Below are 21528 nucleotides of genomic sequence, written 5' to 3'. Positions count from 1 at the left end.
CTACAAACCTTCCAGTTGGCTGCCCTGCTTGTCCTTGCCCCCAAGGCGCTGGAGGAACAAGGCGAGTGCAAGGCCGATGATGACGAGGATGACGGCAATGACGCTGGCCGGCCCCATGAGGTTGGCCCGGAAGCCGCGGAGGTACATGTCCAGCGCCAGGATCCGGGTGGAGTTGCCCGGGCCGCCGCCGGTGAGGACGAAGATCAGGTCGAAATAGGTCAGCGAACCCACCACCATGAGGGTTGACGAAGTGATGATGGTGTACTTCAACTGCGGCAGGGTGATGTGGAAGAACTGCTTGATGGTCCCGGCGCCGTCGATCTGCGCTGCCTCATACAGCGACTTCGGGATCTGCCGCACGCCGCCCTGGTAGATGAGCGTGTGGAAGGGGACGAACTGCCATGCGATGACGAAGATGACCAGGCCCAGCGCAAGCTGGGGAACCCCCAGCCAGTCCTGCGCCAGGAACGGCAGCCCCAGGCCAGTTGCCAGGCCGAAGTTAGGGTCCAGCAGCGCCTTGAAGGCAATGGCGACGGCGGCGGAGGACAAGAGCAGCGGCAGGAAGTACAGCACGGCAAGGGCGGCGCGGTAGCGCTGGCTGCCGGCCGTGAAGACACCCAGGAGCAGGCTGATGGGTGTCTGGACCAGCCACGAAACGGCCATGATCAGGAAGGTCAGGCCCAGGGCGTTATACAGCCCGGGATCCGCCAGCACGGAGAACCAGTTATCCAGGCCCGCCGCCCCAATGGCACCGATGCCGTCCCAGCTGGTGAAGCTGAGGATGAGCACCCCTGCCAGCGGGACGACGGCGAACACCAGGAAGAAGAACAGCGCCGGCAGCGTCAACCATGCCAGGGCCGTCTTGCGCTGTTCCGTTGGTTTGGAACTGGCCGGCCGGACGGCAGCCCGGGGGGCAGTGGAGACGGCGTTACTCATTTGCCCAGGGTGGCGTTCATGTTCTCGGCGAACTGCTGCGGCGTAATTGACTTCAGGAACAGCTGGTCGATGTTGTTCAGCAGCGCCTCGGCGGCGGTGGGGCTGAGCGCCTGGTCCCATGACTGCTGGAAGTTCGGTGCGTTCTTGGCCATGCCGTAGACGAAGTTGAGGAACTCCTTGTCCTCGGAGGTGTTCAGTTTGTTTTCGATGCCGTTAACAATGGGCACGGAGCCGGAGTTGATGTAGGCGTCAATGACCGTGTCGGTGAGGATACCGTCCTTGAAGAACTTCTTGGCGGACTCCTTTTCCTTGTCCGAGGCCTTGGAGGAGATGGACATGTAGGCAGCCGGATTCCCCACGCCGTTCTTCGGGTCTCCCTTGCCGCCGGCAACCGTGGGGAACGGAACAAAGCCCAGTTTGCCGTTCTGTACGAAGTTCTGGCCCGCTTTCTTCATGGAGCCGTAGGTCCAGGAACCGTGCAGCATCATGGCTGCCTTGCCGGAAAACAGAAGTGCCTGGTCTGCCTGCGAATCCGCGGTGATGGAGGAGAACCCCTTGATGAAGCCGTCGGCGGAGACGAGCTCCTGGATCTTCGTGCCGGTCTGGATGACCGCCGGATCCATCCAGGCATTGGGCTTGCCCTCGAAGATGGCATTGAACACTTCGGGCCCGCCGATACGGTCCAGGAGGTATTCCAGCCACATCATGGAGGTCCAGCGTGACTGGCCACCCAGCGAGAAGGGCGCCACGCCCATGTCATTGAAGGTTTTGACCAGTGACATGATGTCGTCCCAGGTCTGGGGCGGCTGTACGCCCGCCTTCTGGAAGAGGTCCTTGTTGTAGAACAGGACAATCGGGGCGATGTACTGGTTGGGCAGGGCATAGATTTTGCCGTTGACGGTGGCGGCCCCGAATACCGACGGGAAGAACTTCTTCTTCAGGTCCGGGTTCTGGTCAAACCAGCCGGTCAGGTCTTCCACCTGGTTGGCCTCGGCGTAGGTCTTGAGGCCGCCACCGCCCCAGCCGTAGATGATGGTGGGTGCCTGGTTGGCGCCGATGGCGGTCTTGATCTTGGTCTTGTAGGCGTCGTTCTGGAAGTACGTAACGGTGATCTTGTCCGCTGAGTTGGCCGAATTGAAGGCATCCACGGCCTTCTGCATGGTGGTCTGGTTCGGTTCGCCGGACAAGTACCACATGCTCGCGCCGCCTCCGCCGCTGGAAGCACCCGGACCCGACGTGCCGCAGGCACTCGTAGCGGCAACGGCAAAGGGAGTAAGGGCAGCGAGGGCGAGGAAAGAGCGCCGGGAGGTCTGGGGTTGCTTCATTGCTTCTCCATTGTGAAATTTGCAGTCGGGTACGGGGCGTCAGCTCCGACGTTTGTCCGAAATATTTCGAACGGTGATATAAGTCACGGTCTAAACTAAAACCCTAAAGATCGGCGCAGTCAAGGGATCGTAGAGGATATTTTCTGGCTGCTCCCGCTTCATGAGGGGCCCTTGACGCGAGAGAGGCGGGGTCTACAGAATGAATGCACTTCACATCCTTCGAAAGATTGCGAACCCATGACGACCAAAACGCCGGAGCGGGCCAAACCCACGCTCGCCACCGTGGCACGGCAGGCAGGGGTTTCGGCGCCCACTGTTTCCAAGGTGGTCAACGGCCGCGATGATGTGGCGCCCGAAACAAGGGCCCGGATTCTCGCCGCCCTGGAGCAGGCCGGCTACCGGTCGCCCGTGCAGCGCCGGGCGGCGGCGGAAGGCGGGACAGTGGTCGAGGTAGTCATCGATGTGCTCGATTCCGCTTACACCATCCAGGTGCTGAACGGCATTCTGCAGTTTGCCGCCGGAGCGGACGTGGAAATCCTGGTGAGCGTGACGGGACAGTCCACGCCGGGCAGGCAAACGCCGGAACGCCGCGCCCAGCGCATGCTCGAGGAGGGCAGGGCGGGAATGATCGTGGTTACTTCAGCCTTCAGCGAGGCGCAACTGCACGCATTCCGCCGGCGCCAGATTCCGGTTGTGGTGATTGACCCGCTCAATCCGCCGTCTGCCGACGTCGTCAGCGTTGGTGCCACCAACTGGGCCGGCGGCAAGGCCGCCACCGAACATCTGCTGGGACTTGGACACCGGCGCATCGCCTACATCGGCGGAATCGAGGGCGCCGAATGCAACCAGGCGAGGCTGCACGGATACATGGCCGCCCTGATGGCTGCCGGAGTAGCCGTGGACCCCGAATACATTGTTTCCGGCGGCCGGTTCCGGACCGAGAGTGGCGTCCACGGCTTCAAGGAGCTGCTGAAGCTTGACCCCCTCCCCACCGCCATTTTCGCCGGCAGCGACGCCATCGCCCTGGGTGTCCTCAGCGAAGCGCGGCGCCACGGCATCAGGGTTCCGGAAGACATCAGCCTCATCGGCTTCGACGGCACCAACCAGGGTGAGCAGTCGGTGCCGTCACTGAGCTCCGTGGCACAGCCGCTCGAGGAAATGGGGCGGGCAGCCCTGAGGTCACTCCTGCGACAGGCGCGGGGGGAAGTCCTGGATTCACACCGCGTGGAGCTGGCCACCCATGTCATTGTCCGGGAGTCCACTGCCCCTCCCGCCAGCTGACCGCCTGCCTGCGCGGCAGAAGCCGGCACCCACAACGGAAAGACATGGCATGAGAATCACCAACCTCGACACCGTGGTCGTGGACTTCTACCGGACGAACCTCATCTTCGTCAGGCTGAGCACCGACGAGGGCTTTACCGGCATCGCCGAGGCGACACTTGAGGGCCAGGAGCAGGCGGTCGTCGGCGCCGTTGCCGTTCTTGCCACTGCGGTAGTGGGGAAGGACCCTACGCGGATCAGCCAAACCATCTACGAACTCAACCGCGATGCCTACTGGCGCGGCGGTCCGGTCTCGATGACCGCCCTCAGTGCCCTTGAGATGACGATGTGGGATGTTTCGGCGCGTGCACTCGGAGTTCCCGTGCACAGGATGCTGGGCGGCCAAGTCCGCGACCGGGTCCGAGCCTATGCCAACGGCTGGTTCTCGGGGGCCGCGACCCCGGATGACTTTGCGGAGGCCGCGGTCCAAACGGTTGCCCAGGGCTTCCGCGGGCTCAAATGGGATCCGTTCGAAGCCGCGGACCTTTTCCTGGAGCCGCGGGACCTCCGCCGCATGCTTGAGCCAGTGGCTGCTGTGCGCGAGGCGGTAGGTGATGACGTTGAGCTCTTCATTGAGGGGCACGGCCGCTTTGATGTCCCCACCGCCATCCGGGTGGCCAGGGAACTGGAACAGTTCCAGCCGGTCTTCTTCGAGGAACCGTGCCCGCCGGACGGAATCGAGGCGCTCGTCGAAGTCCGCTCAAAGTCCCCGGTTGCGATCGCGGCAGGGGAGCGGTGGATGGGACGGAATATGTTCATCCCGGCCCTGGCGCGCAACGCGGTGGATTACATCCAGCCCGATGTCACCCATGCCGGCGGCCTGCTGGAATTGTCCTTCCTTTCCACGCTGGCGGCGGCGCACTATGTTCCGTTCGCACCGCACAACCCCAGCGGACCCCTTAGCACGGCGGCGACCCTGCAGCTGGGCGCCACCCTGCCAAACTTCAGGTACCTGGAGATCATGGCAACAGACGTGCCGTGGCGCCGCGATATCTCCGATGAGCGGCTCCAGCTGACGGCGGAGGGCGACGTTCTGATCCCCGACGGGGTGGGCTTGGGAATTGAACTGGACTATGACGCCATCGCCGAGCACCCCTTTGCGCCGCATCCCATGCGGATCTTTAACGACGCCGTGGCTGATATCCGGCCGCCGGACGCCCGTTCATACTTCAACTTCGAACGGGCCGGGGCCGCCACCGGCCATACCAATTGAAGGACCAGGGGCGCTGTCACGGCGGCTGCCGGCGGGCTGGGACGCCGGGGTCGGGGCCTGGGGCTAGTGTGGAGCTGACTTCTTCAGCTCCTGCAGAATTTCCAGCTGGATGCGGTTGATGGATATCAGGAGTTCAATCTCTTCTTTGGCCTCGGTGTTGGTGTCGTAGTCGTGTTGGGCCATGGCCGCGGCGATTGCGTCCTGTCGCTTTGCGGCGATGAGCAAAATTGCGCCCTGGAGACCTGCCAGCATGGAAAGCAGGAGGTTCAGGAGGATATAGGGGTATGGGTCCCAGGCGTTCGACGCAAGCGCCCAGGTATTCACGGCGGCCCAGACGAGCATGAAGCCGATGAAACCCGATACAAAGGGCCAGCTTCCCATTCCGTTGCGCATGACGTCAGCAGCGCGTTGTCCCCTGCTGAGGGTGGCTTTGTGTTTGTCGTGCCAGGTTTTCTGTTGGTGGCTCATGGCTCAGCGTAGACCCGCGCGGGGAGTGCTGCAGCCCCGGATCTGATCTTAAGAGGTAGCTCCCAGGACGGCGTTCATGCGCCGGCGGTGGTGGCGGAACAAGAGTTCAGTGGCAACGCAGCCGGCGAACGCGAAGGATCGTATCTGCACCGTACATGCGCCGACTATTCTTTACTTCTGCGGACGTCTTCCTCAGCCTCAGTTGAGCCGGGCCGCCAGCTCTTCCCGGTCCGGGTCACCTTTCGTCCGGCAGGGCCCCACCGACCCCCGCCGCACCAGGGTGGCCGTGAACTGCGCAGGGGCGGCGGGCGGCAATCCCTCCATCTGCCGGATCAGCGCCTTGGCCGCTGCAACGCCCATGTTGTATACGGGCTGGGCGATAACGGTCAGCGGAGGGGTTGTCAGCCTGGTCCAGGGGAAATCGTCGTACATCAGGAATGAAACATCCGCCGGGATGGACAGGCCCAGTTCCTGGATGGCCTCCACGACACTCAGCGCGATAAGGCCGTCCGAAGCCACTACGGCGGTGGCACGGTCAGGACCCCGAAGCACTTCCCGGGTGATGCTGCGGATGGAATCTTCGTCGCCTGCGTTCAGCCGGACCAGGTCCTCTGGAAATGGCAGCCCGGACTCCAGGAAGGCCCCCCGCATGCCGTCGATACGATCGGCGATCTGGGAGGATTCCAGCGTCATCCCGGGCGTATACGGGGTCTCCGTCCGCAGCGTGGAGATGAAGGCGATGCGGCGGTGTCCGGCGTCGAGCAGGTACTGCGTGGCCTCCCGCGAGATCCTTGCCATGTCCACGGCCATGGTCTCCACCGGCATCCCGCCGGCGGTGCGGTCGATGAAGACCAATGGGCGTCCGGATTTGTGCACCTCCTGAAGGTGCCCGGTGTCCACCGACGACGCGGGAGCGACGATCAGCCCGTCCACCCGCTTGTCCAGCAGGACCCGTACCGCGTCAACTTCCGCAGCGCGGTCCTCGTCTGTATTGACCAGAATGACGTTGTAGCCGGCCTTCTTGGCGGTGTCGGTGATACCCCTCGTGGCAAGGCCGAAGTGGGGGTTTTCAATGTCGCCCACCACCACGCCGATGGTGTGCGATTTGCCCGTGTTCATGCTGCGCGCAAGCTCGTTCGGCCGGTAGGAAAGGGCCTCCGCGGCAGCCAGGACGCGCTCGCGGACCTCATCGCTGACGGCGCCGTAATTGCCCAGTGCGCGTGCGGCCTGGGCTTTGGACACCTGCGCGGCCTTTGCGACGTCGGCGACGGTGACGTCCCGCCGTCGCGCTCCTTCAGCGCTCATCTTCACCTTTCGCACGGGCTGTTGACGCCCTCTGTGACTTCCGCTACATTTCTATCCATCGATGTGAGTCCGGTCTCAATCCTAGGGTGTGAGACCGGACTCAACAAGAGCATCGGCGACTTTCTTCGGCGGCCCTGACAGCACCGCCTCCCTCCCAACGATTGGACAACGCTGTGAAGAAAAAGAATCTCCGCCCGGCAGGGATCGCCGCCGCAGCACTCGCTGCGGTCCTGGCCCTTTCCGGCTGCAGCTCCACCTCCGCCGCTTCCACGACGGAAAACAACCCCTACGGGCTGATCCAGCCCGGTACCATCCGCGTGGCTAGCCTCGGCGACTCCAAGCCGTACACATTCGCGGACGCCTCCGGCAACTTCACCGGCTTCGACGTGGAACTCTTCAAGGACGTGGCCCACCGGGCCGGTGTGGACAATGTGGTCTTCACCGGCCAGGACTTCTCCGGCCTCCTTGCCGCCGTCGCCAACGGGCAGTTCGACGCCGGCGTTGCCGCGATCGGCATCACTGACAAGCGCAAGGAAACCGTGGACTTCTCGGACGGCTACCTGGCCGGCTACCTGACCGTGATTACCACCAAGACGTCGGGCATCACGAACGTGGACAGCCTGGCCGGCAAGCGCCTCGGCGTAGTCCAGGGAACCCTGCAGGAGGCCTATGCGGTGAAGAACTTCACCTCCGCCAGCCTGGTGCGCTTCCCGGACAACAACACCGCCATCGCGGCGCTGAACAGCGGAACCGTTGACGCGCACTTCCTCGACTACGAGGCCGCCAAGGCCTACGAAGCGCAGCACGGACTGGTCAGCGCCGCCGACATCCCGTCCTTCGACGCCCCGGCGGGATTCGCCGTGGCCAAGGGCAAGACGGCGTTCAAGGAAGCCCTGAACAAGGGCCTGGCCGCGGCCATGGAGGACGGCACCTGGAAGAGGCTCTACCAGAAGTGGTTCCCGGGTTCGCCGATGCCTGAGCAGTACCTGCCCAAGGCCGAACAGACCGCCTCGCCGTCCCCGAGCAAGTAATCCGGCAAGTAAGCCTTCGGGCGCAAAGCCGGGCGGGCTGCACCAAGCGGCCCGCCCGGCACCTCCAAACAATCAACGTCTGAGAGCGACCATGGACTGGCTCAACACCATCATCCGAACTTTCTTCGACTTCGGCGCTATGGCCGAGGTCCTGCCCCAACTCCTGGCGGTCGGCCTGCTGAACACGCTGATCATCTCCATCGCCGCCACCGTCCTTGGCACGGTGCTGGGAATGGCGGTGGCAGTCATGGGCATCTCGCCGTCGAAGTGGCTGCGGGTTCCGGCCAGGATCTACACGGATCTCTTCCGCGGCCTGCCCGCCATCCTCACCATCCTGTTGATCGGCCAGGGCTTCGCCCGGCTCAGCCAATCGGTCTTCGGCCCGTCACCGTACCCGCTGGGCATCATCGCCCTGAGCCTGATCGCCAGCGCCTACATCGGGGAGATCTTCCGCGCCGGGATCCTGAGCGTGGACAAGGGCCAGGGCGAAGCATGCCGTGCGCTGGGCATGAGCTACGCCAAGTCCATGGCCCTTGTGGTGGTGCCGCAGGGCGTCCGACGGGTCCTGCCGGCGCTGGTGAACCAGTTCATCGCCATCGTGAAGGACTCCTCCCTGGTCTATTTCCTTGGCCTGCTGGTCAGCGAACGCGAATTGTTCCGCGTGGGCCAGGACGCCGCCGTGCTTTCGGGCAACCTCTCCCCGCTGGTGGCCGCCGGTCTCTTCTACCTGGTGATCACGGTGCCGCTGACGCACCTGGTGAACCACTTCGACAACAAGTTCCGCACGGGGCGCCGCCGTGCCGCACCGCCCACCAGCGGCCTGAAGGAAGTCAAGGAACTCGACGCGGCCTCGCCGCTCACTGCCGGGAGCAACACATGAACACACCCATTTCCACCAAGAGCACCACGGTCCAAGAGGTCCCGGCGTTCCACGGTTCAAGCCTGGAACTGCGCACCCTGACCATGGCCTATGGCGACATCGAGGTCCTGCGGAACGTCAGCCTCACCGTCGCTCCGGGCACCACCACCTGCATCATCGGCCCTTCGGGTTCGGGCAAATCAACCCTGCTGCGCGGCATCAACCGGCTGCATGAACCCAAAAGCGGGGACGTGCTCCTGGCCGGGGACACCATCCTCGGTACCAACCCGGACACACTGCGCACCCGCATCGGCATGGTCTTCCAGCACTTCAACCTCTTCCCGGACCACACCGCCCAGGAAAACGTCGCCCTGGCACTCTGGGCCGTGAAGGGCATGCCCAAGGCCCAGGCCATGGCCAAAGCGCGCCAACGCCTGGCGGAAGTGGGACTCGCCGAACGCGCCGACCACCGCCCCCGCGACCTCTCCGGCGGCCAGCAGCAACGCGTCGCCATCGCCCGCGCCCTGGCCATGGAACCCGAAGTCATGCTCTTCGATGAAGCCACCAGCGCCCTGGACCCCGAACTGGTCAAAGGCGTCCTGAATCTCATGGCCGGCCTGGGCCGCCGCGGCATGACCATGCTGGTGGTCACCCACGAAATGGGCTTCGCCCGCAAAGTCGCAGACCAGGTGGTCTTCATGGACGAAGGCGAAGTCGTCGAAGCAGGCACTCCCACCCAACTCTTCGACAACCCCCGCAGCGAACGCCTCCAGCGCTTCCTCTCCGAGGTGCTCTGATGGGTACCGTTGCAGAGGCGCCAATCCGGACCGCCGTCGTCGGCTTTGGCATCTCCGGCAAGGTCTTCCATACCCCGCTGATCGCGGCGAACCCGGACTTTTCGCTCGACGTGATCGTCACGGCCCAGCCCGCCCGGGCCGCCGAAGCGGCACGGTTCTACCCACAGGCCCGGATCGTTGGAACTCCGGAGGAACTCTTCGCCGTGTCCGCAGACCTGGACCTGGTTATCCTGGGCACCCCGCCGCACACCCACTTTGGCCTTGCGGCCACCGCCATCGCCCACGGCCTTCACGTGGTGGTGGACAAGCCTTTCGTGCCCACGTCCGGCCTGGGTGAGGAACTGATCAGCAGGGCGGACGACGCCGGGGTGCAGCTTACGGTCTTCCAGAACCGCCGGTGGGACGCAGACTTCCTGACCCTCCGGAAGGTCCTGGCTTCCGGAGCGCTGGGGCAGGTCACCAACTTCGAGTCACGGTTCGAATGGTGGCGGCCCGAGGGGTTCGGGAACTGGCGGGACACGGTGTCCCTCGCCGAGGGTGGGGGGATCCTGCACGATCTGGGGGCCCACCTGATCGACCAGGCCATCCAGCTGTTCGGCCCGGTGGAGCGGAGCTACGGCGAGACGGCGAACCGCGGCCCGCATCCGGACGCGGCGGACACCGAAGCCTTCGTGTCACTGCTGCACGCCTCGGGTGTCCGTTCGCGGCTGTGGATGAACGGCCTGGCTGCCCAGGCCGGCGCCCGCTTCCACGTCCTCGGCTCTAAGGCGGGTTACACGAAGTGGGGACTTGACGGCCAGGAACCCTCCCTCGCGGCCGGGATGCCGCCGTCGGACCCGGCCTACGGTGTGGAACCCCAGGAGCGTTGGGGGCTCCTGGGAATCGATGGGGCAGTCCGGCCGGTTCCGGCTGAACGCGGTTCCTACCCGCAGTTCTACGTCCAGCTTGCCGCCGCCCTGCGCGGCCAGGGGCCGCTGCCCGTGGATCCAGCCGGCCCGCTGGACGTCCTGAAGGTCATCGAAAGTATCCACGCCCTGGCCTGACACCGCATCCAACTTCCTTTCCAACGGCGCAACGACTGCGTCCATCACAACCACGAACTTCACAGAAAGGGACCAACCATGTCCTCTGCAGCATCCACCAAGCGCGTCGCCATCATCGGCGGCGGAATCCTGGGCGTTTCCACCGCCGTGCACCTGCTGCGCGAAGGCGCCTCCGTGATCCTGCTGACCGAGCGCGGCCTGGCCAGCGAAGCCAGTGGCCGTTCCCTGTCCTGGCTCAACTCCGCCGGTGAACGGTCCACCCCGTACCACCGGCTGCGGGTTGCCGGCGTGGACCGCTACCGCACGCTCTTCGCCTCGGACCCCAAGCGGGAGTGGCTCCAGTTTGGCGGCGGGCTGATGTGGAACGCGGCCGGCCAGGCTGGGGTCACCGAGGCCCGGCACGCCTACGAGAAGTCCATTGGCTACGATTCCAAGCTGCTTGCTCCGGAGGAGATTGCCGCCGCCACCTCCGGCATCGATTCCAGTGCCGTGCCGGACAACGCCATCTTCAATCCGGGCGAAGGCTGGGTCAGCCTGCCGGACCTGATCGACTTCCTCATGGAGGAGTTCCACGCCCGCGGCGGTGAACTGGTCCTCAACGCCGGCAAGGCCTCGGTCATGGTGGAGGGCGGCCGCACTACCGGCGTGGAGACCGCATCCGGCGGGACCTACCCGGCCGACGCCGTCCTGGTGGCCTGCGGCGCAGCGACGCCCACCGTCGTCGAACCCCTGGGGGTGCACATCCCCAATGGTTCGCCGGTGTCCATGCTGGTGGTGACCAAGCAGGTGCAGCATGAGGTGACCGCGGTGATGAACACCCCGCGCGCCGCACTCCGGCCCAATCCGGGCGGCACGTTCGCACTGGACCACGACTGGTATGAGGAGCACATCACCGAGCACGCGGACGGCTCCTTCACCATTCCGGACGAGGTGGTGCAGGAACTGGCGGATGAGGCGTCCAGGTTGATTGCCGGGAACCCGGAGCTGAAGCCCGCTTCCTGGAAGATGGGCTACAAGCCGATTCCGGGTGACGGGGAACCGGTGCTTGGCGAACTGGGCCAGGTGCCCGGCTGCTTCGTGGCGTTCACCCACTCCGGAGCCACGCTGGGCCTCATCGCCGGCGAGCTCTTGGCCGGGGAAATCCTTACCGGGAAGAAGCACCCCATGCTGGCCACTTTCCGGCCCGCGCGATTCTCCTAATTGTCATGCATGGAAGGGGCGGATTCGGCTGACGGCCCCGCCCCTTCCGCATGCGCTCTGCCGATCAGGCGCCCAAATGCCCGCTGAGGCGGCGGTGGAAGCCGGTGCTGCGCTCATCGAGACCTTCGATTGCCACCGTTGCACCGTGATCCGCGTATTTTGTTTCGATAGAGTCCAGGGCCGCCACCGTTGATGCATCCCAGATCTGCGCACGGCTGAGGTCGATGGTCACTTCGGCCGGATCCTCGGCGTATGCGAACTGCTCCACCAGGTCATTGCTGCTGCCGAAGAACAGCGGCCCCACCACCTCATAGCGGACGCTTTCGCCGTCCTCCGCAAGGTGCCGCTCAACGGTGATGACGTGGGCCACCCGGCGCGCGAACAGCACCATCGCCAGGACGACGCCCACCAGCACGCCGTAGGCAAGGTTCCCCGTGAGGACCACGACGGCGACGGTGACTGCCATGACGAGCGTTTCCGGTACGGGCATCCGCTTCAGCGTGGACGGTTTGAGGCTGTGCCAGTCCACGGTGGTCACGGCCACCACCATCATCACTGCGGCAAGGGCCACCATGGGAATCTGCCCCATGATCGAACTGAGCCCGGTCACCAGGGCCAGCAGGAACAGTCCGGCCACGAACGTGGATATCCGGGTACGGGCCTGCCCGGTCTTCACGTTGAGGACCGTCTGGCCAATCATGGCGCAGCCGGCGATGCCGCCGTAGAAGCCGGCGAGGATGTTCGAAACGCCCAGGGCCCAGGATTCGCGGCCCTTGTGCGAAGGGGTCTCCGTGATGTCATCCACCAGTTTCGCCGTGAGGAGGGTTTCCATGAGGCCCACGAATGCAACGCTCAGCGCCGTGGGCAGGACCAGTTGGAAGGTCTCCAGGGTCACGGGGAACAAGAAAGGCGTAATGCCGGGAAGCTTGCCCGTCAGGGGTCCTTCGTCGGCGACGTTGGGCACGGTGAGGCCGGCGATGATGACGATCGCCGTGACCACGACGATGGCCACCAGCGGCGACGGCACCACCTTGGTGAACCGGGGAAGGATGAAAATGATCGCGAAGGTCAGGGCGAACAGGACGTAGGCGAGCCAGGGGGCATTGAGGACATGGGGCACCTGCGCCATGAAGATCAGCACACCCAGTGCGTTGACGAATCCAATCATCACGGAGCGCGGGATGAACCGCATCAGCCGGGCGAGGCCTGCCAGGCCAAAGACCACCTGGATCACCCCGGCCAGGATCACCGCGGGCAGGACGTACTCGACGCCGTGCTGGTGCACCAGCGGGGCGATCACCAGGGCGACGGAGCCGGCAGCGGCCGTCACGACGCCGGGGCGTCCGCCAAGGATGGACATCGCCAAGGAAAGCACGATGGAGGCGACAAGGCTCACCATGGGATCCACCCCGGCCACGATCGAAAACGAGATGACTTCCGGGACCAGGGCAAGGGTGGTGACCATGCCGGCAAGGACCTCGCGGGACAGCTGCCGGGGAGAGCGCAGGGCCGTGAGGACGGTGACGGGTTGCCGGATTGGGCGGGTGCGGTCGGCGACGGCCAAGGGGCGGCTCCAGGGGGAGTTGGCTCTGCGGAAAGAGCGGTGTGCAACGTTTCTGCGCGCCACGATGCGCACGGGTCCAGCCCTGTCGTGGAAGACAATGGGGTGGAGGAAAGAATGCGCCGGTGACTTTCGGCTGCGCATGCAACACTACCCTAACGTGAGGGTTGAGCCGGATTGGTGACGTGATGGTGAAAGAGATGACCGCCGAAGAAGTGGTGGCGACAATGCACATCGGCGAGCTGGCGGACCGTTCGCAGATTTCCCTGCGGACCATCCGGCACTATGACGAGGTGGGATTGCTGAAGCCCTCCGGCCGCACCGAGGGCGGCTTCCGCCTGTACACGGAACGCGATTTCACCCGGCTGTTGCTGATTCGAAGGATGAAGCCGCTGGGGTTCACGCTCGAAGCCATGGGCGGCCTGCTTCGCGTCATTGACGCTTTGGAGGCGGCCGCCCCTGGCCAGGACGTGACGGACACCAGGGCGGAGTTGAACGGATTTATCGAAGAGGCAGCCAGGCGACGGGCCAAGCTGGAAGAACAACTGGGCATGGCCGACGAGTTCCTGGCGCTTTTGCGGGCCCGGTAGGGGACTGCGCGCAACAGGACCGGGTATCGCACCGAATGCCGTTGCCAAACTGTGCCGTATGCATGCACCGCGTCCCGGGGCAGCAGTAAGCACGGCTGATAAAATGGCGGGGTTGCAGGGCGGCCTTCAGTGCCGGCGCAACCAGTGCCGTATCGAAGTAGGGGACCACACAATCATGACGGCAGGCGGGTCACACCTCAGGACGTCGGACAGCCGGCCGGGCACACCGGCCGACGCCTCCGCGCCCGCCAGGGGACGTGCCTACCTGGCAACCGTCGAAGGTTTCGTCGGGGCCCTCATGATGTTTGTTGGCTCCATCGGAACGGGATGGATCGCCAACGGTTCCCCCATGATCCGCCAGCCGGTGGTGATCGCGCTCCGCACCGAAGGCTGGGGCGTGGCCGTGTCTACGGTGCTGCTGACAGCCGGCGCCATGCTGCTGATGCGCTCCTGGCTCCGGCTGGGCCAACGGCTGGGCGCCTACGGGGGCTCCTCGCTGCGGTCCGTAGTGGTGGCCATTTCCGCTTGGTCCCTGCCGCTGATGTTCTGTGTGCCCGTCTTTTCCCGCGATGTCTATGCCTATACAGGCCAGGGCAGGCTGGTGATGGAAGGCCAGAACCCCTATGAAGTGGGTATCTCCACCCTTAACAACTGGTTCTCGCTGGGCGCAGACCCCGCCTGGGCGGAAAACCGGACACCGTACGGCCCGTACTTCCTGTGGCTGGCGCGTGCCGTGGTGGGACTGACCGGAGCCCAGCCTGATGCGTCCGTCCTTCTCTTCCGCGTCCTGGCCGGCGCCGGGGTCCTGCTCTGCGTCATTTTCGTGCCCAAGCTCGCGGAACTGCATGGCATCAACGGTGCGCGGGCGCTTTGGATCTCCGTGGCCAACCCGTTGTTCCTCATCAGCTTCATCGCCAGCGCCCACAACGACGCACTCATGGTGGGCCTCGCCGTCGCCGGCGTTTACCTGGCCGCTACCCGGCGGTACTTGCCTGGCATCCTCCTGGTGACGGCCTCCATCGGCATCAAGCCCATCACCGTGCTGCTGCTGCCATTCATCGGGCTCATGTGGGCGGGTCCTTCAGCCTCCTGGCCGCGGAAGTTCCTGATGTGGGCCGCGACGGCCGGCATCAGCTTCGGGGTGCTGGCACTCAGCGGGATTCCCTACAACCTGGGGATCGGCTGGACCTGGGCCATTATGGACCCCACCCCCGGCTACACAGGCTATTCGCCGTCCGGCTTCCTGGGCCAGCAGGTGGAGATGCTGGCCAACGCGCTGGGGCTGCCGGGCGGAACGCTGGCCACCTGGCTCCGGACGGCCATGAAATGGGCAGCCATCGGGCTGGTCCTGCTGCTGATGTTCCGCGGCGACTACTCCCGCGCCGTGCGCCGCATGGCCCTGGCGTTTACCGCCGTCGTGATGCTCTCGCCCATCATCCAGCCCTGGTACATCCTCTGGTTCCTGCCGTTCCTCGCCGTTACCGGCATCCGGGACGACTGGCAGATCCGGTCGCTCTATGTAGGCGTGACGTTCTTCGTGGTGTTCGGTGCGCAGGACCAGCTCTCCGTCTGGTCCTTCGTGGAACTGCCCATCGATGCCTCGTCCCTGGCGTTCTTCACGGCCCTCGCGTTCACGTTCTACCTGCTGGTCCTGGACGTGCACACCCGCAAGCTGCTCATCGAAGGCAAGCCGCTGGACCTGGCCCGTCGGGGCTGGGAGTGGGCGATGGAACGCCGGGCCCAGCGCCAGCCCGGGGCAGCCCGCCAACGTGAAGCCGCCGCCGTCGAACGCCGCGAAACCCCCTAAGCTTCTGCGGGCACCTGCGCCGCGGTCTTCCGGCCCAGCTCGGCCGTGCGCTTCACCGACCACCAGAGCAGCACCACCAGGAGCACGTTGCGCGTGGTGAGGATGGCCGCCATGACGGGGTGGGCGTGGATCAGCGGTGTGTAGAACAGCGGGTAAATGACGAACGTGGTCATGGCGATGCCCATCAGCAGCGCCGCGGGTACCTTCCAGCGCTCCCAGTCGTGCGTCAGGCCAGCGATGATCACCGGCGCGAGCCAGATGATGAACTGCGGGGAGCCGACCTTGTTAAACACGATGAATGCGGTGACCATCATGAGCGAACCCTCGAGGAACAGCTCCTCCCGCTCCGCGCCGCGGCGCATGGCGCGCACCAGCAGGACGGCGGCCGTGACCGCTGCCAGCACCAGCAGCGGCTGCATCAGGAACGCAGCGGTACTGGCGCCCGGGCCGTACACCTCCGTGGAATTGATGGCTGTGTTGTCCGCCATTTTCGAGCCGGCGACGTGGAACACGCTCAGCCAGACCCAGGGGGTGGAGAAGGTGGCCTCAAGCTGCATGCCGCGTTCGCCCTGGTTGAGGAGGAAGTCCATGATGTGCGGCAGGCCGCCGGTCAGCCAGGTTCCCAAACCGACGGCGGCGGTGACGGCGGCGCCGGCGAGGACTACTTGCATGCGCTTGTGGCTGGCGATGACGATGGGAACCAGGACGGCCGCTGGCCACACCTTGATCCAGGTGGCGATACTGAGCAGGACCCCCGCCACCACGGGCCGTTCGGCCGCGTAGAGCAGCGCGATCAGCACGATTGGCGCCGTGATGCCCTCCACCCGGGCGAAGCTCAGATAGCCCATGAAGACGGTGAAGAACAGCCACCACCAGGCCGGTGCAATGCCCGTCACTTTCCGGGGGCCGCGGGTGAGGTAGAGGAGACCGACGGCGTTGAGCGCCGTGATGATCAGGAACCAGACCAGCAGATAAAGGCGTGGTCCCGCGATATTCGCAAGGAAGATGGGGATCTGCGCCAGCACCGGGTAGACCCAGGGGCTGATCTTTCCTGCCAGGTCAGCCGGGTTGTACCCGGCAGTGGCCCACTGCCGGTACTGCTCGGTGTCGCTGAACGTATCGCCGTTCAGGAAGAAGGACGCCATCCAGCCCAGGAAGTACAGGTGGACGACGGCGAAGCCCCACCAGACGCTGGAGGGGCGGGCGAACCAGTCCACCACCTTTGCCGGCAGGACCCTGCTGCGGACCGTCACCAGACGGTCAAAGAACCTCGTTGAAATCTCAGGTCTCCTTGAGCGCAGGGGCAGGTACAGCCGTCTTCTTGCCCAGCGAGTACAGGCGCCGGACGCTCCACAGGAACAGCACCACCAGCAGGACGTTCCGGATTGTCAGCACCAGCGCCATCCAGGGGTTGTTGTGGCTGAGGGCGTCGTAGAAGAGGGGGTAGATGAAATAGGTGGCCACGGCGATGGCGATCAGCATCAGTGCCGGGACCCGCCATTCGCGCCAGCTGTGCGCCAGGCCGACGGCGACGGCGGGCCCGAGCCACACCATGAACTGGGGCGAGCCCACCTTGTTGAACACCACGAACGCGGTGGCGAGGGTCAGGGCGCCGGCCAGGAGCAGTTCGGTGCGGTCCACGCCACCGGCCACCTTGTGCTGCTTGCCGTTGTGCAGTGCCCAGAAGGTCAGCCCGGCCACCAGCAGGGCGGCGAGGACCAGGAGCGGCTGCATCAGGACGGACATGATGGCGGTGCCGGGGCCGTCCACCTGCATGGAGTTGATGTCCGTGTTCATGTACATGCGGGAGCCGCCCACGTTCAGGACGGAAAGCCAGAGCCAGGGTGTGGTGAAAGTGGCCTCGAGCTGCATGCCGCGGTCGCCCTGCTGGGTGAGGAAGTTCAGGAGCTTGGGGACGCTGCCCAGGGCTGCTGCCAGCGCGACGACGCCGGCCGTCGTCGCGATTCCTGCCAGCACCACCAGCAGGCGGTTCTTGACGACGGCGAAGAGGGCCAGCATGATGGCCGCCGGCCACACCTTCACCCAGGTCCCGATGGCCAACAGGACTGAGGCGACGAACGGACGCTGCACGCCGTATGCCAGGGCCACCAGGACCAGCGGGGCGGTGAGGCCGTCCACGCGGGCGAAACCGAGCCAGCCCATCAGGAAAGTGAACGCCAGCCACCACCAGCCAGCCGGAATGGCGCTGGTGTTGCGTCCCCGCTCCGTGAGTTTCAGGAGTGCCCAGGCGTTGAGGAGTGTGGTCATGAGGACCCAGAGGAAGAAGAACGGCCCGGGTCCTGCCACGCCTGCGATGGCCATGGGGATGAGCGCCAGGATGGGATAGACCCAGGGGCTGGGGCCGCCGGTGAGGTTGGCGTCATTGAAGCCGGCCATCGCCCATTCGCGGTAAATGAAGGTGTCGCTGAAGGCTTCCCCGCGGAGCGAGAGCGACGCGGCGAAGACCAGGAAGACGAGGTGGACCACGATGAAGCCGGCCAGCAGGCCGCGTCCGGTGTTCAGCCAGTTCCGTACCGGGGTGGGGAGGATGACGTTGCGGGTCCTGGTCAGATTGCCGAAGAGAGCGTCGGTGGAAATGGCGGAATCCTTGTCAGGTCGTTGCACAGTCAGCGGTCGCGCAAAATGGCTCGGGTGGGGCCGCGAAGCGGGTTTAAGGGGGCACTGGAGGCCGTTAAAACGGGCTTCCACTCCTGTTCAACTCTAATTGACGGTGCCCTGCTGCCAAGAATTGTCAGGACAAACAGAGGGCGGCAAGGCGCTGACCTGCGTCATTTATCTAAAGTTGCTGGCCCTTGGATGCTCGGGCACCATGGATCGAGGCGCTCCAGGCGCCCACCGCCTATGCAGCCAGGGGGAGCGCAGGGCGGCGCACGACCACCCACCCCCGAGAACCATAAGGCAACACACCATGAACTTCCCACTGACCCTCACCGTGTCCGACCGCCAGAGCATGGACAGCCAGCTCGACGACGCCGTCGCGGCAGCCAAGGCCCACGCCCTGACCGGCAAGCGCCACGGGATCCTGGTGACGCGCCATGGAGCCGACACGTTCACGGTTGACCTTAGCGAGGCAGTTCCCTTCGGCCTTACCCGCGAGTGCCAGGCCTGGTAAGGCCTCTTTTTAGCCGGCTTTCGGCGTAGGCGCGTTCCGCGCCGTCCTGTCCTGCCGCCGTCGTCAGCGTGTTGCTGCTGCGTGGCTAGCTGCCGCCGCTGTTGTCCCCGTCCCCGCCGGCCACGCGGTTGCTGCGCTGCTGGAGCCGGTCGATGTGCTTCGACGCCTCTGCCTTGCTCAGGTCAGCGGGCAGTTCTTCGCCTGCCTCCCTGGCCAGCGTATCGAGGTAGCTGCGCTGCGCCGCCGTCATGGGTTCATCCCCGGTAACCCAGTCTTCCGGATCCCGGTTGAGGCCTGCATTGGGTTCCGGCTCCGGACTTCCGATTGTCTCCTGGTTGCTGTCGCTCATGGACACGAGTCTAGGTGTGGGGACCGACAATCCACAGGAGCTTGCCGCCCTGATGAATAACCAGCCGATTCCTGGAAACGTTGACTTGGTAGGCAAAGCCAAACATTGACCACGAGGATGGCGTGCAGGACAGCAAACTCAACGTAGCGGTGCTGGGGACCGGAATCATGGGGGCAGCCATGGCGCGGAACCTCCTCAAGGCAGGTCACCAGGTTGCAGTGTGGAACCGCGATGGGGCCAAAACCGAGCCCCTGGCCGCCGATGGTGCCAGGCGTGCAGCGAACCCTGCCGAGGCTGTTGACGCGGCCGACGTGGTGCTGACCATGCTCTACGACGCAGAAGCGGTGCAGCAGGTGATGCGCAGCGCAGCCCCCGGCCTCCGGCGCGGCACTGCCTGGGTGCAGTCCACCACGGTGGGGGTGCAGGATGCGGCGGCCCTGGCGGACCTGGCTGCGGAGCTGGGTGTGGAGTTGGTGGAAGCGCCCGTTTCCGGGACAAGGGCTCCTGCCGAAGCAGGCCAGCTCCTGGTGCTCGCCGCCGCGCCTGAGCCGCTGCGCGGGCGGGTGGCTCCAGTGCTTGATGCCATTGGCGCCCGCATCATCTGGACCGGCGAAGATCCCTCGAAAGGTTCCGCGGCGCGGCTCAAGCTCGTGGTCAACAGCTGGGTCATCGCCGCCTCCAACGCAGCCGGCGAGGTGGTTGCCCTCGCGCAGGCGCTGGGCGTGGACCCGCAGCAGTTCCTGGACGTGGTGGACGGCGGCCCGCTCGACCTTCCCTATCTGCGGATGAAGATGGACCTCATTGTGAAGGACGCCCTGGAGCCGGCGTCCTTCGCCGTGGACACGGCGCGCAAGGACGCCCACCTCATTGTTGATGCCGCCGCTGAATACGGCCTGAAGCTCGATGGCGCCGAGGCCTCCGCGGCCAGGCTGGACCGCGTCGCGGAGCAGGGCCGCAGCAAACAGGACATGGCCGCCGCTTACCACGCCAGCCGGTGACAATGGCAGCTGCCCAGCAGCCGAAACCTGCGGGATAGCGCTTGCCCATTGACGTTACCTGCGTCACCTTCTATATTGGATGAATCGATTCAAGAGCCGCGGCTTCAGTCCCTGGGGGCAGCTCCGGGCGCATACAACGGCCCGGAACGCCTGCTGCTCCCAGCGGTTCCGGTTCCTTGCCAATGACGACGAAGGACAAGCACATGAGCACCACCCCAACCCGCGCGCCCCTCACCAGCCAGGGTGCTGGAACAGGATCGCGGGACCCGAGGAAAGCGGCGATGAGTGGCTGGATCGGGAGTGCCCTGGAGTACTACGACTTCGCCCTGTACTCCCTGGCGGCAACCCTGGTCTTCCCCACCATTTTCTTCCCGTCGGAGAACCCCACAGTCGGGATCATCGCTTCCCTTGCCACCTATGCGGTGGGCTACGTCTCCCGCCCGGTTGGCGCCGTCGTCCTCGGTGCCTACGGCGACCGGCACGGGCGCAAGAAGGTGCTGGTCTTCGCCATGCTGCTCATGGGTTTTGCCACCTTCGCCGTCGGACTCCTGCCCACGTATGGCCAGGTGGGCCTCATGGCCCCCGCACTCCTGGTGGTCCTGCGCCTGGTCCAGGGCTTTGCCGTGGCCGGCGAACTTGGCGGCGCCAGCGCGATGATCGTGGAGCATTCCCCCGACGCCAGGCGCGGATTTTTTGCAAGCTTCAGCCTCCAGGGCACCCAGGTGGGATCCATCCTGGCCACCGCCGTCCTGCTCCCGCTCGCCGCCGTCCTCCCGGCTGGCCAGTTCGGCGCCTGGGGATGGCGTATCCCGTTCCTGCTCAGCGCCGTCGTAATCCTGGCAGGCTACTTCATCCGCCGGCGCGTCCAGGAACCGCCCACGTACGCGGCGAACACCGGGACGCCCGGCGGCCGCCGCCGCTTCCCGCTCGCGGAGCTGCTGCGCACCCGGCCGGGTGCCCTGGTGCGCTGCATCCTCATGACCTTCACCAACGTGATCGGCATGGCCACCCTGATTTTCGGCGTCTCCTACGCCACCCAAAAGGGCTATGGCAACGGTTTCTCCAGCAGCGAGTTCCTCTGGGTGACCCTTGTGGCCAACATTGCCGCCGTCGTGACCATCCCGCTGTTCGGCGCCCTGTCCGACCGGATCGGGCGGCGTATCCTCATGGCGGCCGGCGGCGTCGTCGGCGGCCTGCTGGTCACCGGGTACCTGTGGGCGATCCAGCTGGGCAGCCTGCCGTTGGTCTTCGTCTGCGTGGTGATCGTCCAGGGCATCTTCTTCCAGATGTGGAATGCCACCTTCGCCACATTCTTCCAGGAGCAGTTCCCCATGCGGATCCGCGTGACCGGCTTCGCCGTCTCGCAGAACATCGGCCTCATGATCGCGTCGTTCTTCCCGAGCATCTTCACCGCGATCGCCCCTCCGGGCTCCGCCAATGTCCCGCTGACCATTGGGTTGACGACGCTGGGCATCTGCCTTGTCTCGGCAGTGGCCACCCTGATGTCCGCCGACACAAGGGGCAAGTCCCTCGAAGACCTGGAGGGCCACAAAGCCGGCTGACGCCGTCGTGCGTCCCACCACTGCAGCACGG

The 21528-nt window shown here is 65.3% G+C and carries 20 protein-coding genes; 12 read left to right on the top strand and 8 right to left on the bottom strand.

The window, feature by feature from the left end:
* Both AB0313_RS16000 and AB0313_RS15995 read right to left on the bottom strand, forming a co-directional pair.
* Complete coding sequence (locus AB0313_RS16000) at positions 1 to 936, bottom strand: sugar ABC transporter permease (RefSeq protein WP_141944718.1); 936 nt, start codon at positions 934 to 936, stop codon at positions 1 to 3.
* The gene (locus tag AB0313_RS15995; RefSeq protein ID WP_141944716.1) at positions 933 to 2261 is read right to left on the bottom strand and encodes an extracellular solute-binding protein; all 1329 of its coding nucleotides are present in this window, start codon (positions 2259 to 2261) and stop codon (positions 933 to 935) included. The genes AB0313_RS16000 and AB0313_RS15995 overlap by 4 nt, the downstream gene beginning before the upstream one ends.
* A gap of 237 nt (positions 2262 to 2498) precedes the next feature.
* Here AB0313_RS15995 and AB0313_RS15990 point away from each other — a divergent pair, with 237 nt between their 5' ends.
* Both AB0313_RS15990 and AB0313_RS15985 read left to right on the top strand, forming a co-directional pair.
* Entirely contained in the window at positions 2499 to 3542 is a 1044-nt protein-coding gene (locus AB0313_RS15990) for a LacI family DNA-binding transcriptional regulator (protein WP_141944714.1), read from the top strand.
* Between the two features lie 49 nt (positions 3543 to 3591).
* Positions 3592 to 4794 (top strand): mandelate racemase/muconate lactonizing enzyme family protein, encoded by a 1203-nt coding sequence (locus AB0313_RS15985; protein ID WP_366306713.1) that lies wholly within the window; start codon positions 3592 to 3594, stop codon positions 4792 to 4794.
* 63 nt (positions 4795 to 4857) lie between these two features.
* On the opposite strand, the gene AB0313_RS15980 is transcribed toward AB0313_RS15985, so the two are convergent.
* Together AB0313_RS15980 and AB0313_RS15975 are read right to left on the bottom strand one after the other, a co-directional pair.
* Positions 4858 to 5262, bottom strand: coding sequence for a DUF1003 domain-containing protein (locus AB0313_RS15980; RefSeq protein ID WP_141944710.1), 405 nt, complete (start codon positions 5260 to 5262; stop codon positions 4858 to 4860).
* 198 nt (positions 5263 to 5460) lie between these two features.
* Positions 5461 to 6567 (bottom strand): LacI family DNA-binding transcriptional regulator, encoded by a 1107-nt coding sequence (locus tag AB0313_RS15975; protein WP_366306711.1) that lies wholly within the window; start codon positions 6565 to 6567, stop codon positions 5461 to 5463.
* Between the two features lie 173 nt (positions 6568 to 6740).
* Between AB0313_RS15975 and AB0313_RS15970 the strand changes: the two genes are divergently transcribed.
* The 5 genes from AB0313_RS15970 (at position 6741) to AB0313_RS15950 (ending at position 11497) form a co-directional block, all read left to right on the top strand.
* Positions 6741 to 7598 (top strand): ABC transporter substrate-binding protein, encoded by an 858-nt coding sequence (locus AB0313_RS15970; RefSeq protein WP_141944707.1) that lies wholly within the window; start codon positions 6741 to 6743, stop codon positions 7596 to 7598.
* 91 nt (positions 7599 to 7689) lie between these two features.
* Positions 7690 to 8478 (top strand): amino acid ABC transporter permease, encoded by a 789-nt coding sequence (locus tag AB0313_RS15965; protein ID WP_366306708.1) that lies wholly within the window; start codon positions 7690 to 7692, stop codon positions 8476 to 8478.
* The gene (locus AB0313_RS15960; RefSeq protein ID WP_366306706.1) at positions 8475 to 9254 is read left to right on the top strand and encodes an amino acid ABC transporter ATP-binding protein; all 780 of its coding nucleotides are present in this window, start codon (positions 8475 to 8477) and stop codon (positions 9252 to 9254) included. The genes AB0313_RS15965 and AB0313_RS15960 overlap by 4 nt, the downstream gene beginning before the upstream one ends.
* The gene (locus tag AB0313_RS15955) at positions 9254 to 10297 is read left to right on the top strand and encodes a Gfo/Idh/MocA family oxidoreductase (protein ID WP_141944701.1); all 1044 of its coding nucleotides are present in this window, start codon (positions 9254 to 9256) and stop codon (positions 10295 to 10297) included. The genes AB0313_RS15960 and AB0313_RS15955 overlap by 1 nt, the downstream gene beginning before the upstream one ends.
* Positions 10298 to 10375: 78 nt before the next feature.
* Positions 10376 to 11497, top strand: a complete 1122-nt coding sequence (locus tag AB0313_RS15950) for an FAD-binding oxidoreductase (RefSeq protein ID WP_141944699.1) — start codon at positions 10376 to 10378, stop codon at positions 11495 to 11497.
* Positions 11498 to 11561: 64 nt separating this feature from the next.
* Here AB0313_RS15950 and AB0313_RS15945 read toward each other — a convergent pair whose 3' ends face one another.
* Positions 11562 to 13061, bottom strand: a complete 1500-nt coding sequence (locus AB0313_RS15945) for a SulP family inorganic anion transporter (RefSeq protein WP_141944697.1) — start codon at positions 13059 to 13061, stop codon at positions 11562 to 11564.
* Between the two features lie 185 nt (positions 13062 to 13246).
* Between AB0313_RS15945 and AB0313_RS15940 the strand changes: the two genes are divergently transcribed.
* Both AB0313_RS15940 and mptB read left to right on the top strand, forming a co-directional pair.
* A complete protein-coding gene (locus tag AB0313_RS15940) occupies positions 13247 to 13648 on the top strand; it encodes a MerR family transcriptional regulator (RefSeq protein ID WP_141946646.1) in 402 nt (133 codons plus the stop codon).
* Between the two features lie 175 nt (positions 13649 to 13823).
* On the top strand, positions 13824 to 15455 hold the full coding sequence (gene mptB, locus AB0313_RS15935) for a polyprenol phosphomannose-dependent alpha 1,6 mannosyltransferase MptB (RefSeq protein ID WP_141944695.1): 1632 nt from the start codon (positions 13824 to 13826) through the stop codon (positions 15453 to 15455).
* On the opposite strand, the gene AB0313_RS15930 is transcribed toward mptB, so the two are convergent.
* Together AB0313_RS15930 and AB0313_RS15925 are read right to left on the bottom strand one after the other, a co-directional pair.
* The gene (locus tag AB0313_RS15930) at positions 15452 to 16708 is read right to left on the bottom strand and encodes a glycosyltransferase family 87 protein (RefSeq protein ID WP_141944693.1); all 1257 of its coding nucleotides are present in this window, start codon (positions 16706 to 16708) and stop codon (positions 15452 to 15454) included. The genes mptB and AB0313_RS15930 overlap by 4 nt on opposite strands.
* Positions 16709 to 16736: 28 nt before the next feature.
* Entirely contained in the window at positions 16737 to 18026 is a 1290-nt protein-coding gene (locus AB0313_RS15925) for a glycosyltransferase family 87 protein (protein WP_366306741.1), read from the bottom strand.
* Between the two features lie 358 nt (positions 18027 to 18384).
* On the opposite strand from AB0313_RS15925, the gene AB0313_RS15920 reads away from it, so the two are divergent.
* Positions 18385 to 18588, top strand: coding sequence for a hypothetical protein (locus AB0313_RS15920; RefSeq protein ID WP_141944691.1), 204 nt, complete (start codon positions 18385 to 18387; stop codon positions 18586 to 18588).
* 85 nt (positions 18589 to 18673) lie between these two features.
* Here the strand turns inward: AB0313_RS15920 and AB0313_RS15915 are convergent, their stop codons facing one another.
* Positions 18674 to 18937, bottom strand: coding sequence for a DUF3072 domain-containing protein (locus AB0313_RS15915; protein WP_307305184.1), 264 nt, complete (start codon positions 18935 to 18937; stop codon positions 18674 to 18676).
* A 122-nt stretch (positions 18938 to 19059) separates the two neighbouring features.
* Here AB0313_RS15915 and AB0313_RS15910 point away from each other — a divergent pair, with 122 nt between their 5' ends.
* Positions 19060 to 19935 carry an NAD(P)-dependent oxidoreductase gene (locus AB0313_RS15910; protein ID WP_366306702.1) on the top strand — a complete coding sequence of 292 codons (876 nt, stop codon included), beginning with the start codon at positions 19060 to 19062 and terminating at the stop codon, positions 19933 to 19935.
* A 203-nt stretch (positions 19936 to 20138) separates the two neighbouring features.
* On the top strand, positions 20139 to 21497 hold the full coding sequence (locus AB0313_RS15905) for an MFS transporter (RefSeq protein WP_141944687.1): 1359 nt from the start codon (positions 20139 to 20141) through the stop codon (positions 21495 to 21497).
* Positions 21498 to 21528 lie beyond the last annotated feature (31 nt).

This window comes from Pseudarthrobacter sp. NPDC080039, assembly GCF_040702335.1.
GTDB classification, from domain to species: domain Bacteria; phylum Actinomycetota; class Actinomycetes; order Actinomycetales; family Micrococcaceae; genus Arthrobacter; species Arthrobacter enclensis_A.
The sequence above is the reverse complement of the archived record's forward strand: the minus strand, read 5'-3'. Positions and strand labels throughout refer to the sequence as shown.

Excerpts from the sequence above, each read along its gene's own strand:
- AB0313_RS16000 (WP_141944718.1), bottom strand. The coding sequence starts at position 936 with ATGAGTAACGCCGTCTCCACTGCCCCCCGGGCTGCCGTCCGGCCGGCC.
- AB0313_RS15995 (WP_141944716.1), bottom strand. The coding sequence starts at position 2,261 with ATGAAGCAACCCCAGACCTCCCGGCGCTCTTTCCTCGCCCTCGCTGCC.
- AB0313_RS15990 (WP_141944714.1), top strand. The coding sequence starts at position 2,499 with ATGACGACCAAAACGCCGGAGCGGGCCAAACCCACGCTCGCCACCGTG.
- AB0313_RS15985 (WP_366306713.1), top strand. The coding sequence starts at position 3,592 with ATGAGAATCACCAACCTCGACACCGTGGTCGTGGACTTCTACCGGACG.
- AB0313_RS15980 (WP_141944710.1), bottom strand. The coding sequence starts at position 5,262 with ATGAGCCACCAACAGAAAACCTGGCACGACAAACACAAAGCCACCCTC.
- AB0313_RS15975 (WP_366306711.1), bottom strand. The coding sequence starts at position 6,567 with ATGAGCGCTGAAGGAGCGCGACGGCGGGACGTCACCGTCGCCGACGTC.
- AB0313_RS15965 (WP_366306708.1), top strand. The coding sequence starts at position 7,690 with ATGGACTGGCTCAACACCATCATCCGAACTTTCTTCGACTTCGGCGCT.
- AB0313_RS15960 (WP_366306706.1), top strand. The coding sequence starts at position 8,475 with ATGAACACACCCATTTCCACCAAGAGCACCACGGTCCAAGAGGTCCCG.
- AB0313_RS15955 (WP_141944701.1), top strand. The coding sequence starts at position 9,254 with ATGGGTACCGTTGCAGAGGCGCCAATCCGGACCGCCGTCGTCGGCTTT.
- AB0313_RS15950 (WP_141944699.1), top strand. The coding sequence starts at position 10,376 with ATGTCCTCTGCAGCATCCACCAAGCGCGTCGCCATCATCGGCGGCGGA.
- AB0313_RS15940 (WP_141946646.1), top strand. The coding sequence starts at position 13,247 with ATGGTGAAAGAGATGACCGCCGAAGAAGTGGTGGCGACAATGCACATC.
- mptB (WP_141944695.1), top strand. The coding sequence starts at position 13,824 with ATGACGGCAGGCGGGTCACACCTCAGGACGTCGGACAGCCGGCCGGGC.
- AB0313_RS15920 (WP_141944691.1), top strand. The coding sequence starts at position 18,385 with ATGAACTTCCCACTGACCCTCACCGTGTCCGACCGCCAGAGCATGGAC.
- AB0313_RS15915 (WP_307305184.1), bottom strand. The coding sequence starts at position 18,937 with ATGAGCGACAGCAACCAGGAGACAATCGGAAGTCCGGAGCCGGAACCC.
- AB0313_RS15905 (WP_141944687.1), top strand. The coding sequence starts at position 20,139 with ATGAGCACCACCCCAACCCGCGCGCCCCTCACCAGCCAGGGTGCTGGA.